At 63.9% G+C, this 12,696-nt stretch carries 12 protein-coding genes and 1 tRNA gene; 3 read left to right on the top strand and 10 right to left on the bottom strand.

Annotation, left to right across the window (positions count from 1 at the left end):
* Positions 1–45 precede the first annotated feature (45 nt).
* From ACFZCE_RS16870 to cyoB, 9 genes are all read right to left on the bottom strand, one after another.
* A complete protein-coding gene (locus tag ACFZCE_RS16870) occupies positions 46–324 on the bottom strand; it encodes a gamma-butyrobetaine hydroxylase-like domain-containing protein (RefSeq protein WP_390940984.1) in 279 nt (92 codons plus the stop codon).
* Complete coding sequence (locus ACFZCE_RS16865; protein ID WP_390940982.1) at positions 321–1,277, bottom strand: HEAT repeat domain-containing protein; 957 nt, start codon at positions 1,275–1,277, stop codon at positions 321–323. The genes ACFZCE_RS16870 and ACFZCE_RS16865 overlap by 4 nt, the downstream gene beginning before the upstream one ends.
* On the bottom strand, positions 1,274–2,104 hold the full coding sequence (locus ACFZCE_RS16860; RefSeq protein WP_390940980.1) for an ATP-binding cassette domain-containing protein: 831 nt from the start codon (positions 2,102–2,104) through the stop codon (positions 1,274–1,276). The genes ACFZCE_RS16865 and ACFZCE_RS16860 overlap by 4 nt, the downstream gene beginning before the upstream one ends.
* Entirely contained in the window at positions 2,101–2,889 is a 789-nt protein-coding gene (locus ACFZCE_RS16855) for an ABC transporter permease subunit (protein ID WP_390940978.1), read from the bottom strand. Before ACFZCE_RS16855 ends, ACFZCE_RS16860 begins: the two co-directional genes overlap by 4 nt.
* 3 nt (positions 2,890–2,892) lie before the next feature.
* A complete protein-coding gene (locus tag ACFZCE_RS16850) occupies positions 2,893–4,296 on the bottom strand; it encodes an ABC transporter substrate-binding protein (protein ID WP_390940976.1) in 1,404 nt (467 codons plus the stop codon).
* 136 nt (positions 4,297–4,432) lie between these two features.
* Positions 4,433–4,678 carry a 4Fe-4S dicluster domain-containing protein gene (locus ACFZCE_RS16845; RefSeq protein WP_390940974.1) on the bottom strand — a complete coding sequence of 82 codons (246 nt, stop codon included), beginning with the start codon at positions 4,676–4,678 and terminating at the stop codon, positions 4,433–4,435.
* A 15-nt stretch (positions 4,679–4,693) separates the two neighbouring features.
* Complete coding sequence (locus tag ACFZCE_RS16840; protein ID WP_390940972.1) at positions 4,694–6,430, bottom strand: fumarate reductase/succinate dehydrogenase flavoprotein subunit; 1,737 nt, start codon at positions 6,428–6,430, stop codon at positions 4,694–4,696.
* Positions 6,427–7,176: a UTRA domain-containing protein gene (locus tag ACFZCE_RS16835; protein WP_390940970.1), complete on the bottom strand. Its 750-nt coding sequence runs from the start codon at positions 7,174–7,176 to the stop codon at positions 6,427–6,429. Before ACFZCE_RS16835 ends, ACFZCE_RS16840 begins: the two co-directional genes overlap by 4 nt.
* A gap of 125 nt (positions 7,177–7,301) precedes the next feature.
* Complete coding sequence (gene cyoB, locus ACFZCE_RS16830; protein ID WP_390940968.1) at positions 7,302–9,296, bottom strand: cytochrome o ubiquinol oxidase subunit I; 1,995 nt, start codon at positions 9,294–9,296, stop codon at positions 7,302–7,304.
* Between the two features lie 195 nt (positions 9,297–9,491).
* On the opposite strand from cyoB, the gene ACFZCE_RS16825 reads away from it, so the two are divergent.
* The 3 genes from ACFZCE_RS16825 (at position 9,492) to ACFZCE_RS16815 (ending at position 12,465) form a co-directional block, all read left to right on the top strand.
* The gene (locus tag ACFZCE_RS16825) at positions 9,492–10,910 is read left to right on the top strand and encodes an aminotransferase class I/II-fold pyridoxal phosphate-dependent enzyme (protein WP_390941183.1); all 1,419 of its coding nucleotides are present in this window, start codon (positions 9,492–9,494) and stop codon (positions 10,908–10,910) included.
* A gap of 140 nt (positions 10,911–11,050) precedes the next feature.
* Entirely contained in the window at positions 11,051–11,677 is a 627-nt protein-coding gene (locus tag ACFZCE_RS16820; RefSeq protein ID WP_390940966.1) for a hypothetical protein, read from the top strand.
* Between the two features lie 29 nt (positions 11,678–11,706).
* Positions 11,707–12,465 (top strand): hypothetical protein, encoded by a 759-nt coding sequence (locus tag ACFZCE_RS16815; RefSeq protein WP_390940964.1) that lies wholly within the window; start codon positions 11,707–11,709, stop codon positions 12,463–12,465.
* A 122-nt stretch (positions 12,466–12,587) separates the two neighbouring features.
* Here the strand turns inward: ACFZCE_RS16815 and ACFZCE_RS16810 are convergent.
* Positions 12,588–12,663, bottom strand: a tRNA-Gly gene (locus tag ACFZCE_RS16810).
* Positions 12,664–12,696: the final 33 nt, after the last annotated feature.

Genomic DNA, 12,696 nt, shown 5'->3' with positions numbered 1-12,696 from the left:
AATGCTGGCCGTTGCCCATGGCGCTCGGCGAATGTGTAAAGCGTCCTACTTCATCCCCGCCAAATATGCCCAAGGGTAAATCCCCCGGGCATGGCCATCGCTGAACACCAACTGCACCCCATAACCTTGGGCCACCACCTGCTCCACGCGAACCCCCGCCTGGGCGCTGTCGATGCGCCCGCCCAGGCGCGCGGCGCGGCAGGCCGAGCACGGGCAAGCCGCACGCAGGCGCGCATGGGCCAGGGCCTGGGTGCCCTGCCCCGGCCAGTCGAGCTCCAGCACGCCCTCGCCGCGGCGGTTACGGATCGCCCTCGGTGCGTTCATCGCTGCAATTGCACCAGGGCAATGCGCACCGCCTTGCGCACCTCCGGGTCGCTGTCTTCGGCGGCGGCCTGCAGGGCGCTTACGGCCAGCTCATCGCCCAGTTCCCCCAAGGCCAGCGCGGCTTCTTTGCGCAGGTTGCTGATGCCATGGCCGAGCAGGCTGATCAATGCCGGTTGTGCTTCAGCCAGCTTGAGGCGGCCAAGGGCGCGCGCCGCGCGCAGGCGCACTTGCCAGTAGCCATCGGCCAATGCCTGCACCAGGGCCGCGCCGGCGCTGGCGTCGCCCACCTTGCCCAGGGTGGTGGCGGCCTCTTCGCGCACGGCCCAGGCCGGGTCACCCAGGGCGCCTTGCAGGGCCTGCACCACCGCTGGCTGAGCGGCAAAGCCGAGCGCACCAGCGGCGGCGCGGCGCACTTGGTCGTCTTCATCCTCGGCCAGGCGCTGGGCCAGCGCCGGTACCGCGGGGGTGTGGTGCAGCCAGCCAAGGATGCCGACCGCTTCACGGCGGATCGCCGCGGCGGGGTCCGCCAGTGCGGCCAAGGCCACCTCGGCACTGGCCGGCAAGCGTAATTCGCGCAGCGCGCGCAGGGCGCTGACCCGCACGAACGCCTCCGAGTGGTGTGCCCAGGGCAGCAGCAGCGCCCCGGCCTCGCTGCTTTTGAGCTGCGCCAGGCTTTGCGCGGCCGCCTCGCCGACCGCGCGCTCGCGGTCGGCCAGTGCTTCGCACAAGGCCTGAACCACGGCCGGTTCCTCCCAGGCCTCCAGCCGCGCGGCGGCCTCCAGGCGGACACTGGGGTCGCTGTCGCCGGCCAGCGCGGCGGTGAGCCAGGGCAGCGCCTCAGGCTCGCCGAGGTCGGCGAGCTCAATCAGCGCAATGCGCCGCACACCGGGGTCGGTGGCGGCCAGGCGCGGCAGCAGCGCGGCGATGTCGGGGTTGTCGCAGGTCACGGTCATAAGGCTATCTTCGTGTCGGTGAAATCGGTCGGCAGGCCGAGCGGCGTGAGCCGCGGCAAGGGCCGGTGATCGGGGTGCAGCAGCGCCAGGCAGTGGCGCTTCAGCGCCATGAATTGAGGGTCGCCCAGCAGCGCCTCGGCCCGCGGCCGGGCGAACGGCAAGGCAATGTCGTCGATCAGCCGCCCGGGGCGCGCGCTCATCATCAGTACCCGGTCCCCCAGCAGCAGGGCTTCGTCAAGGTCGTGGGTCACAAACAGCACCGTGGTCCCCAGGCGTTGCCAGATGCTCAGCAGCAACTGCTGCATGTGCGCGCGGGTCAAGGCATCGAGTGCGCCGAAGGGTTCGTCCATCAGCAACACCCGCGGCCGGTTGATCAACACCCGGGCGATCTCCGCGCGCTGCTGCATACCGCCAGACAACTGCCGCGGCCAATGCCGTTCGAACCCCTCCAGGCCCACCCAACTGAGCATTTCCCGCGCCCGGGCGTGGCGCTCGGCGCGGCCGATACCTTGCATCTTCAAGCCGAAGGCGACGTTGTCGAGCACCGTGCGCCACGGCAGCAAGGTGTGCTGCTGAAACACCATGCCGCGCTCTGGTGCCGGGCCAGCAATTGCCTGGCCGTCCAACGCCAATTGGCCGCTGGAGGGCCGCAGGTGCCCGGCCAGGGCGCCCAGCAGGGTCGACTTGCCGCAGCCCGAGGGCCCCAGCAGGCAGGCGAACTGCCCCGGCTCAACGCTGAAACTGACCGCTTGCAGTGCCTCGAAGGCCTGCGCACCCTCGCCCAGGCGGAGGCTCACGCTGGCGCCGGTGACGCGCCCGGCACTCATGAACGGGCCCCGCCGGCGGCATACCAGGGCATGGCCCAGGCCCCCAGGCGCTTGACCAGCAGGCTGCTGAGCAGGCCGAACAGCCCGATCAGCAGCATGCCGACGATGATGTCGGGGTAGTTTTGCAACGTGTAGGCCTCCCAGGTGTAATAGCCAATGCCCCATTGGCCGGAGATCATCTCGGCGGTGACCAGGCAGAACCACGAGGTGCCCATGCCGATCGCCAGGCCGGTGACTACGCTGGGCGCGGCGCCGGGCAATACCACCTCGCGCAGCAAGGCCCAGCGCCCGGCGCCCAGGCCGCGGGCGGCGGCCACCAGGCGGCGGTCGATCGCCTCGACACCGTGCACGGTGTTGAGCAGGATCGGGAACAGCGCGCCGGTGAAGGTGATGAACACCATCGACAGCTCCGACGATGGAAACATCAGGATCGCCAGCGGGATCCACGCCACCGCCGGGATCGGCCGCAGCACCTCCAAGGGCGGTAGCAGCACATCAGCCGCCCAGCGCGAGCGGCCAATCGCCACGCCCAGGGCAATCCCCAGCAGCGCCGCCACGCCGTAGCCTTCGCCAACCCGCGCCAGGCTGGCGAGCAGGTGCCGGCTCCAGGTGCCGGAGGCGAACAACGCCTCCAGCGCCCGCAGCACGTCGGCCGGCGGCGGCACGTTGCGGAAGGTCACCAGGCCAAGGTCGGCGTGCTGCCGGGCCAGCAACTGCCAGGCCAGCAGGCACAGCAGCAACGACAGCCCGCGCACGCCCCAACGGTAACGTTCAGCGCCGGCCATGGTTCAACGCACCGCCACGGCGGTGGCGGTGACCCCGGCGTAGTCTTTCACCTCACCGCCGTGGGCTTGGGCGTAGGCCGTGGCATCGGCCTTGAGCAAAAAGGCCGTCAGCGCACCGGCCTGGCCTTGCACGAACCAGGCTTGCTGGGCCAACAGCTTGATGCCGCTGCCTTCAGCCTGGGTGTACACCGCGCGAATGCCCTTGCCGGCGGCCTTCAGCCGGGCCACCTCGGCCAGGGCCTGCTGGGCGCTGCTGTAGCTGCGCACCAGGGGCTCGCCCTGCACCCACACCTGGGCCAGGTGGCGTACGTCGGTGATGGGCTTGCCGGTGCCGGCGTCTTTGCCGCTGAGCGGTTGTGCCGCGTAGTTGGCCAGGGCCGCGTTGTAGTCCAGGCCTTGAGCCTTGAACGCCTGGCGGATGTAACGGTCGTCGATGAAGGTCTCGGTGTTCAGCCCGCGGTCGGCCTTTTTCAGCAGCTTCAGCGTATCGATCGCGGTGCTCACCGCTTGGCGATACTCAGGCTTCCAAGTCAGGTCGCGGGTTTGCAGGCCCAGCGGGCCGTGATAGAGGTAGGCCACGCTGGCATCGATGCCGGTGACCTTTTCGATCAGCTCGCTGTACTTCTCTGGCTCGGCCGCCAGCAACTGGTTGGCCTCGATCGTGGCGCGCAGGTATGCGACGACGATTTCCGGGTACTGCCTGGCGAAGTCTTCTTCGACCAACGCGCCGTGGAAGGTCGGTGCCTTGGCCTGGGAGCCGTCGTAGATCTTGCGCGCGAAGCCCTTGCTCTCGAACAGCTCGGCGAACGGCACGAAGTCGGCGTGGGCCGCGACCTTGTTGGCCTGCAGCGCGGAACCGGCGACTTCCGGCGGCTGCGCGATGATCGTCACGTCGGTTTGCGGGTCCCAGCCTTGCGCGGCAATCGCCCGCAGCAGCATGCCGTGGGCAGTGGACGCGAAGGGTACGGAGATCACCTGGCCCTTGAGGTCTGCCAGCGACTGCGCGGGGGAGTCCTTCGGCACCACGATGCCGTTGCCGCTGCCCTGCACACTGCCGCTGAGCACGTTGATGAACAGGCTGTGGCGCCCGCCGGCTTCATGGGCCACGCCGTTGAGCGCGCCGGGGAAGTCGGCCATGGCGCCGAAGCCGAGCTTGCCGGCGACCATTTCATTGGTCAGTGGCGCGCCGCTGGTGAAGTTCTTCCATTGAATGTCGTAGTCGGCATTCTGGTACTGGCCACTGTGGGGCAAGTACTTTTGCAGCAGCCCCAGCTCACGGATCATCAACCCGCCGGCGGCGCAATTGATGGTGGTGTCCTGGGTGCCGATGGCGATACGGATGGTCTGCGCCTGGGCGCTCAGGGTAAAGGCGGCCAGGGCAAGGCCGGCCAAAGCGGTGCGTAGCATGGGTGGTTCCCCTCGAGTCTATGAAGTGCTGTCGCTTCCGCCGGGCGTCGGGCCGGTGGGAAACGAGGGGGTGCGGCGGTCAGGCTTCCGGTGGTTGGCCGGTGGGCATTTTCTTGATTTTCTGGGTGTTCAGGGCTCAGCGCAGCAGGTACGGGATCTCCACTTTCACCGCGCCGGTGGGGCAGTCGGTTTCACAGGGCATGCAGTACCAGCATTCGTCGAAGGCCATGTAGGCCTTCTGGCTGGCTGGGTCGATGGCCAGCAGGTCCATCGGGCACACGTCTACGCACACGGTGCAGCCCTTGTCGGCAATGCACTTGTCGGCATCGACGGTGACCGGGGCGCTGCTGCGCAGAAAAATATCCTGGGGTTGGAAGGCCATGGGCAACTCCGCCAGTCAGGCCGCGTGGCCGGGCGCGACGCGCAGCCGGTCATAGGCGGTGAGTTCGTCTTCAGCCAGTGGCACCACGTAGGGCTCCACCGGCACTTTGCTCGAGGCCATCGCGCCGTCGGCGCCCTTGGCCAGGTGGGTGTGGCAGAACCACTGGGCATCGTCACGCCGCGGATGGTCGACGCGGTGGTGGTACAGGCCCCAGCGGCTCTCTTCGCGGAACAACGACGCCCGCGCGGCCATTTCAGCGCAGTCACGGATCACGCTGACTTCCAGCGCGCGCATCAGTTCGTGGGGGTTGTGCGCCTTGATCTGGTCGATGTCATGGGCAATCGCGGCAAAGCGCTCCAGGCCGATTTCCATTTTGCGGGTGACCTTGGGCGGCTGCAGGTAATCGTTGACCATGCGCCGCAGCTTGTACTCCACCTGGGCTGGGGCCAGGCCGTGTTCGCGCAGCAGCGGCGCGTACACCCGGGCGCGCTCGGCGGCGACCTGGGCGGCCGGCACCGGCGGGTGCTCGCGGCCGGCCACATAGGCGGCGGCATTGACCCCGGCGAACCAGCCATAGGTGAAGGCGCCCAGCATGTAGTTGTGTGGCACCGCGGCCATGTCACCGGCCGAATAGAGGCCTTGCACCGAGGTTTCGGCGCGGGCGTTGACCCACACGCCCGAGGCGCTGTGGCCGCTGCAAAAACCGATTTCGGAAATGTGCATCTCGACCATTTTCTGCCGGTAGTCGGTGCCACGCCCGGCATGAAACTGGCCGCGGCTGGGGCGCTCGTTGCTGTGCAGAATGGTTTCGATGGTCTGGATGGTTTCTTCGGCCAAGTGATCGAGCTTGAGGAACACCGGGCCGTTGCCGCCTTCGAGTTCCTGGTGGAACTCCCACATCATCTGGCCGCTCCAGTAGTCGCACTCGATGAACCGCTCGCCCTTGTTGTTGGCGGTGTAGCCACCCAGCGGGCCGGTCACGTAGGCGCAGGCCGGGCCGTTGTAGTCCTTGATCAACGGGTTGATCTGAAAGCACTCGAGGTTAGCCAGGCGGGCACCGGCATGGTAGGCCATGGCGTAACCGTCGCCAGCGTTGGTGGGGTTCTCGTAGGTGCCCATCAGGTAGCCAGACGCGGGCAGGCCAAGGCGGCCGGCGGCGCCGCAGCAGAGGATCACCGCCTTGGCCTTGATCACATGGAACGCCCCGCTGCGGCAGTCGAAGCCCATCACGCCGCTGGCGGCGCCGTGTTCGTCGAGCAGCAGGCGGGTGGCGATCACGCGGTTGGTGATCTCGACCCGGCCACGCTTGAGCTGGCGGTACAGTACTTTCTTGATGTCGTGGCCTTCAGGCATGGGCAGCACGTAGGCGCCCATGTGGTGGACCTTCTTCACCGCGTAGTCACCCGTTTCGTCCTTCTCGAACTTCACGCCCCAGCGGTCGAGCTGCTCGATCGTGGCAAAACTGTGCTCGGCGTAGGCCAGCACCGCGGCCTGGTCGACGATGCCGTCGTTGGCGACGGTGATTTCCCGGGTGTACTGCTCAGGCGTGGCGTGGCCGGGGATCACCGCGTTGTTCAGGCCATCCATGCCCATGCTGATCGCACCGCTGCGCTTGACGTTGGCTTTGTCGAGCAGCAGCACCTTCAGTTCACGGTTCTGCTCCTTGGCCTTGATCGCCGCCATGGGGCCGGCAGTGCCGCCGCCGATGACCACGATGTCGTACTCGCGCTCCAGGGTTGGGTAGTCGCTCATTGGGTCGCCCCCTTGTGGCGGTCGATGCGCAGCCGATATTGAAAGGCATCGCCGCGGTAGTAGAGAAATTCGTAGTCCAGCGGCGCGCCCTGGGCGTCGTGGGTCAGGCGTTCGATGCGCATGATCGGCCCGCCCTCCTCTACCCCCAGCGCGGCGGCCAGTTCGCTGTCGGCAAGGATCGCATCGACCGCCAGGTCGGCATGGCCGAGGGCGATGCCGGCGTCGTTTTCGAGGATCAGGAACAGGTCACGGCTGGCCAGGTCGGCGCGGCCGACCACGTCGGCCAACGATGCCGGCAGGTAGGTCACTTCCAGCGACACCGGCTCGCGGTTGATCAGCCGCACCCGTTTGATCTGCAACACCGGCGCGCCTTCCTTGAGCTGCAGGCGCTGCGCGACCGCGGCATTGGCCGGCAGTGTGCGCAGGCTTCGCACCTGGTTGAGCACTTCATAACCCTGGGCCTGCACCGCCTCGCCGAGGCCGCGCAAGGTGGTCACGTTCTGAAACGCCTTGGGCTTGGCGACGAAGGTGCCTTTGCCGGGAATCTTGAAGATCAGCCCGTCTTTTTGCAGGTCACCCAAGGCCTGGCGCACGGTGATGCGGCTCACTGAGTAGCGGCTGCACAGCTGGTATTCAGACGGCAGCTTGCTCATCGGCGGGTATTCGCCTTCGAGAATCTTCTGCCGCAGCGTATCTTTCAACTGCGTGAACAGCGGCACGGGAGACAGCGGAATCAACGGGGCCATGGCTACTCATAACTTGTCATAACAGGTTGTTACGCAAAATATAAGCAGGGTTTTTCTTAGGCCGAAAGACTCTTTCGGAATAGCCTTAGGCCTGCCGGCCCCCGATGATCGACTGTCCGTTGCCGTCAGCCAGCCCGTGCGTTCTGGGCCTTGGCATGGGTCGCCGTAGCGCGCAGTCGGGCATTTTCGATTTTCTCGATGTCCTCAACGCTGACGTAGTAGCCTTCGTCATCCCGCGCAGCATGGCGGATGAAACACGCGATGCTTGCAACCAGCGAAGCGATCACTAGCCACCAGATGTGCCAGACCATCGCAAACCCGAACAGGCCGATCAGCCCCCCGAGCACCACACCGGTGGCGGTGTTGTTGGGCATATGGATCGGCCGATAGGTCACCGGCTGGGCCTCGCCGCGCTGCTTGATCTCATGCCAGGCGTCGAGGCCATGTACCTTGGGCACCACTGCAAAATTGTAGAATGGCGCCGGCGACGAGGTAGACCACTCCAGGGTACGGCCGCCCCAAGGGTCGCCAGTGGCGTCGACATGCTCGTGACGGCGCTTGAAGCTCACGTACAACTGAATCAACTGGCAGGCGATACCGATAGCGATCAACACCGCACCAACCATCGCGATATGCAGCCAAGGCGTCCAGGCGGGGTTGTCGGTATGGTTCAGGCGGCGGGTCATACCCATGAAGCCCAGCGCATACAGTGGCATGAAGGCCATCAGGAAGCCCACCGACCAGAATGCAATGGCCGCCTTGCCCCATTTTTCATCCAACGTGAAGCCGAACACTTTCGGGAACCAGAACGCCATGCCGGCCAGATAACCAAATACCGCGCCGCCGATGATCACGTTGTGAAAGTGCGCCACCACGAACAGGCTGTTGTGCAACACGAAGTCGGCACCCGGCACCGCCAGCAGTACGCCGGTCATCCCACCCAGGGTGAAGATCACCATGAAACTCAGTGTCCACCACACCGGCGTGGTGAAGCGCAGCCGGCCACGGAATATCGTGAACAGCCAGTTGAACAGTTTCGCGCCGGTCGGAATCGAAATCAGCGTTGTCGCAATGCCGAAGAAGGCATTGACGTTTGCCCCGGACCCCATCGTAAAGAAGTGGTGCAGCCACACCATGAAACCCATGAAGGTGATTGCACCGCTGGCGTAGATCATCGAGCGATGGCCGAACAATGCCTTGCCGGCGAACGTAGACACCACCTCCGAATAGATGCCGAAGGCTGGCAAAACGAGGATATAGACCTCCGGGTGGCCCCAGGCCCAGAACAGGTTCACGTACATCATGGGGTTGCCGCCCAGATCGTTGGTGAACAGGTGGAAGCCCAGGTATCGATCGAGCGTCAACATGGCCAGCGCGGCAGTCAGGATCGGGAACGAACTGACGATCAACACGTTGGCCCAAGTGCAGGTCCAGGTGAAGATAGGCATGTCCAACAGCTTCATGCCCGGTGCGCGCATCTTCAGCACCGTGACCAGAAAATTCACCCCTGTCAGCGTTGTACCGATACCTGAAATCTGCAACGCCCAGATGTAGTAATCGACCCCCACCCCAGGGCTGTAGCCCAGTTCGGAAAGCGGCGGGTAAGCGATCCAGCCTGTTTTGGCGAACTCGCCCACGCCCAGAGAAATGTTCACTAACGCCGCGCCCGCGACCAGCAACCAGAAGCTCAGCGAGTTCAGAAACGGAAAGGCCACGTCGCGAGCACCGATCTGCAGGGGCAGCACGATGTTCATCAAACCGGTGAAGAACGGCATGGCCATGAAGATGATCATGATCACGCCGTGGGCGGAGAAGATCTGGTCGTAGTGTTCCGGGGGCAGGTAGCCGGTGCTGCCGTCGGTCGCCAGTGCCAATTGGCTGCGCATCATGATGGCGTCGGCAAAGCCGCGCAGTAGCATCACCAGCGCAACGACGATATACATCACACCAATGCGTTTGTGGTCCACGGACGTCAACCACTCACGCCACAGGTAACCCCATTTTTTGTAATAGGTGATCGCCATGACCAGTGCCGCGCCGAGCACGGCGACACAGGCCAGCGTCATCATTACGATCGGCTCGTGCCATGGCACAGCCTCCAAGCTGAGTTTTCCGAACATCTTGATTCCCCGGCGGGTTCGCGTCCGCCATTGATTTAAGGCAGGCGCATGATGAACCTCCGGAACTGACCTGTTTAGCTTCAGATGAATGCAAAAAAAACGGATCAGATAAATTTTCCACACTCGATGCTATCCACCGAGCATGGCCAAGCTGTGCTCCTTTATACTGCCGCCTTTGAACCGGAGGCAGATCAGATGATCAAGCTCAAGCGTTATGAAAAGCTCGCCGATGAAATCTCTGCCTTGATTCGCGAAGGCGTGCTGGCGGCGAACGATCGCATCCCTTCGGTTCGCCAGGCGTGCAACACCTATAACGTCAGCCCGGCCACCGTGTTCAAGGCCTATTATCTGCTCGAAGATCGCGGCCTGATCCAAGCGCGAGAGCGCTCTGGCTACTACGTGCGCGAGCATGTACAGCAAGCCCTGGCCGAGCCCGCCATGCAGGCGCACGACGCCGCCGCCACCGATGTGGACGTCAGCGAGTTGGTGTTCTCGGTACTCGGCTCGTTGAAAAACCCGCATACCGTTCCGTTTGGCTCAGCCTTCCCCAGCGCCGACCTTTTCCCGCTGGCTCGGCTGGCACGCTCGATGAGTCAGGGCCTGCGGCAACTGTCCCCGCACGCCATCATTGCCGACCAGACCGATGGCAACGCCGAGCTGAAACGCCAGGTTGCCATGCGCTACATGATGACCGGGGTGATGCTCCCCATGGAGGAACTGGTCATTACCAACGGTGCGATGGAAGCGCTGAACCTGTGCTTGCAGGCGGTGACCGAACCCGGCGACCTGGTGGCAATCGAGGCGCCAGCCTTCTATGCCTCCTTGCAGGTACTCGAACGCTTGAAACTCAAGGCGGTCGAGATCCCGATACATCCGCGCGACGGCATCGACCTCGACCGCCTTGAAGAAAGCCTGGCGACATTGCCGATCAAGGCCTGCTGGTTCATGAGCAGCTTTCAAAACCCGATCGGTGCCAGCCTGTCCGACAGCAGCAAGCAGCGCCTCAGCGACTTGCTGCATCGCCACCAGATCCCCCTGATCGAGGACGACGTTTACGCCGAGCTACATTTCGGCTTCCGCCCTACCCGCCCGCTCAAAGGGTACGATAACGATGGTCTGTTCATGCACTGTGGCTCGTTCTCCAAGTGCTTGGCACCGGGTTACCGGGTGGGCTGGGTGGCCGGGGGGCGGTACACCCAGAAACTCGCCCAGCTCAAACTGATGACGACCATTTCCCCGGCGATCCCCAGCCAGGCGGCGCTGGCAGATTACCTGCAACATGGAGGCTTTGACCGGCACTTGCGCAAACTCAGGCACAGCCTCGAGTTGCAGCAGCAAGCCATGCTCGCGGCAGCGGCCCGGCACTTCCCGAAAAGCACGCGGGTCACCCGGCCGAATGGCGGGTACTTTCTCTGGTTCGAGTTCCCGGAGCAGGTGAACGCCTTGAAGTTGTTCCAGTTGGCGCTCGCCCAAGGCATCAGCCTGGCGCCGGGGCCTATCTTTTCCGCCAAGCGGGCATTCAATCACTGCGCGCGCTTGAACTACGGCCACCCATGGGGCAAGACGTCGGAGCGCGCCATGGAAGTGCTCGGCCAGATCATTCACTCATTCTGACCTGTAACGGGCTTTAGCACTCGCTGGGGCGGCGTTACTACAGCTGTAGTGTGGTGAGTTGGCGTGCGCGAGGGTACGTTGTTGTAGTCGCGCAGCCGTGGGGCACAGCGAGCGCGGTAAAAATCCGACAAGGAGTACCCATGCAACCCGTACCCATCGCCCGCTGGGCAATCCTGTTGATCAGTGGCTTCACCCCCTACGCACTGGCAGGGGGCGCCTGTAACGATTACGGCTGCACGTCCGGCGGCAGTGATAACGGGCAAAAGCAGCGCGTGATTAAAGGCGCGGTGCAAGGCTTGGGAGATTTCCTCCAAAATAACGCTGACCGCCAGGCCGAGCAGGAACAGCACGCACGCGATGCAGAAAACGCGCGGGAAGCGGCAAAACAGGCCGATGCTGCCCGGCGCGCAGCCCAGTTCGACCAGTATGTGAACCAATTGGGCGGTGACGATTGGGAGGCGGACGCTGCTCGCCAGGCGAATACCGGCAAAGCCGTCGGCGCGTCGTCAGGCTGCAACTGCCGGCAGGTGATCGGCCAGTGCCAGGCCACACTGAGTGACCTGAAGAAAACCGGAAAAACTGGCTGGACCGTGCGCGTAAGCTCATCTGAAGCCCAGTGCTCACGGGTCAGTTGGTACCTCGATAACACGCCACAACTGACCGTACTCAACCACCGCGCCAGCACCGTCGAGGCGATCTCGAGTCAAAAACCGCTGAGCCGAACGAACTTGGATGTCGAGCGCTGCGAAATTTGCGCACCGCAGTAACCGCACTGGAGCTGATGATGAAGCGTTGCATGGCTGCTGTAGTGATCATTGCGGGCCTGCCAGTGCAGGCCGCTGACTTACCCAAACTACGTAACTTCCCGGTGAACCTGCCCGGGGTACCGGCTGAGCTGATACGGCAATATGAGTACAACCCCGACATCGGCCCCTACGGCACCCGTGAGCACAAGCTGATCTCTTTAACCGACGCAAAGACCGGGCAAACGTCAGCGAGCACGTGGGGCATTGATTTGATGCAGCAGGGCGTACATACCGTGGTGGTCTATGTCTATAGAGGGTTCACCGCTCTCAGTTGGACCAGCATCCCAGTGCCTGCGATGAACTGTGGCCCGCTGCCAAACACCAGCGCACCCACGCAAATGAAACTGATCAAAGACGGCCCGTGGCCGAGCCGTTCGTTCAAAATTTACACCGAGCAGGTGAATGAAAATTACGCACTGACCTGTGGCTACTATAAAGACGGCCGGCGTGAGCGCTTTCACACTAAAACGCTAATGGAATGTGCCCAACAGCACACTTCAACCCTCAATGGGCTGCCAGGTAAGGTCTATGCGTACCGCTGCGACATCACCAACTCTGGCGACTATGAGGGCGCCAATCCCACCACCCAGCAGGGGGTGCGCTATCTGTATTCGGACTACCTAGACACCGTGATTGCTGTGCGCGTGCCGGGGCTCGATGAAGCCACAGGGCGCACTCGCACGCAGTTGAATTTCAAAGGGCTTGATGGGGGTACACAAGGTGTAATGGTGGACAACTTTGACTTTTAGCCTTGCCGCATGGCAACGCCAGTGGTTGCGCTGCGCGCCTGGCCTGACTGGCCCATCGCGCACTACCCAATCCACAAACAAAAACGCCGCCCGGCTTTCGCCGGGCGGCGTTTTTGAGAATCTGGAGCGGGAAACGAGACTCGAACTCGCGACCCCGACCTTGGCAAGGTCGTGCTCTACCAACTGAGCTATTCCCGCGCTGTGTTGCGGGGGCCATTCTATAGAATCCTC

Source organism: Pseudomonas sp. NPDC007930, assembly GCF_042958985.1.
Lineage (GTDB): Bacteria > Pseudomonadota > Gammaproteobacteria > Pseudomonadales > Pseudomonadaceae > Aquipseudomonas.
This window is presented reverse-complemented; position numbering and strand designations above follow the sequence as displayed.

Bases quoted from the DNA above. Each gene is read 5' to 3' on its own strand.
- ACFZCE_RS16845 (WP_390940974.1), bottom strand. From the start codon at position 4,678: ATGGCCTTCCAACCCCAGGATATTTTTCTGCGCAGCAGCGCCCCGGTC.
- ACFZCE_RS16835 (WP_390940970.1), bottom strand. From the start codon at position 7,176: ATGGCCCCGTTGATTCCGCTGTCTCCCGTGCCGCTGTTCACGCAGTTG.
- ACFZCE_RS16820 (WP_390940966.1), top strand. From the start codon at position 11,051: ATGCAACCCGTACCCATCGCCCGCTGGGCAATCCTGTTGATCAGTGGC.
- ACFZCE_RS16850 (WP_390940976.1), bottom strand. From the start codon at position 4,296: ATGCTACGCACCGCTTTGGCCGGCCTTGCCCTGGCCGCCTTTACCCTG.
- ACFZCE_RS16870 (WP_390940984.1), bottom strand. From the start codon at position 324: ATGAACGCACCGAGGGCGATCCGTAACCGCCGCGGCGAGGGCGTGCTG.
- ACFZCE_RS16815 (WP_390940964.1), top strand. From the start codon at position 11,707: ATGGCTGCTGTAGTGATCATTGCGGGCCTGCCAGTGCAGGCCGCTGAC.
- ACFZCE_RS16825 (WP_390941183.1), top strand. From the start codon at position 9,492: ATGATCAAGCTCAAGCGTTATGAAAAGCTCGCCGATGAAATCTCTGCC.
- ACFZCE_RS16865 (WP_390940982.1), bottom strand. From the start codon at position 1,277: ATGACCGTGACCTGCGACAACCCCGACATCGCCGCGCTGCTGCCGCGC.
- ACFZCE_RS16860 (WP_390940980.1), bottom strand. From the start codon at position 2,104: ATGAGTGCCGGGCGCGTCACCGGCGCCAGCGTGAGCCTCCGCCTGGGC.
- ACFZCE_RS16840 (WP_390940972.1), bottom strand. From the start codon at position 6,430: ATGAGCGACTACCCAACCCTGGAGCGCGAGTACGACATCGTGGTCATC.
- cyoB (WP_390940968.1), bottom strand. From the start codon at position 9,296: ATGTTCGGAAAACTCAGCTTGGAGGCTGTGCCATGGCACGAGCCGATC.
- ACFZCE_RS16855 (WP_390940978.1), bottom strand. From the start codon at position 2,889: ATGGCCGGCGCTGAACGTTACCGTTGGGGCGTGCGCGGGCTGTCGTTG.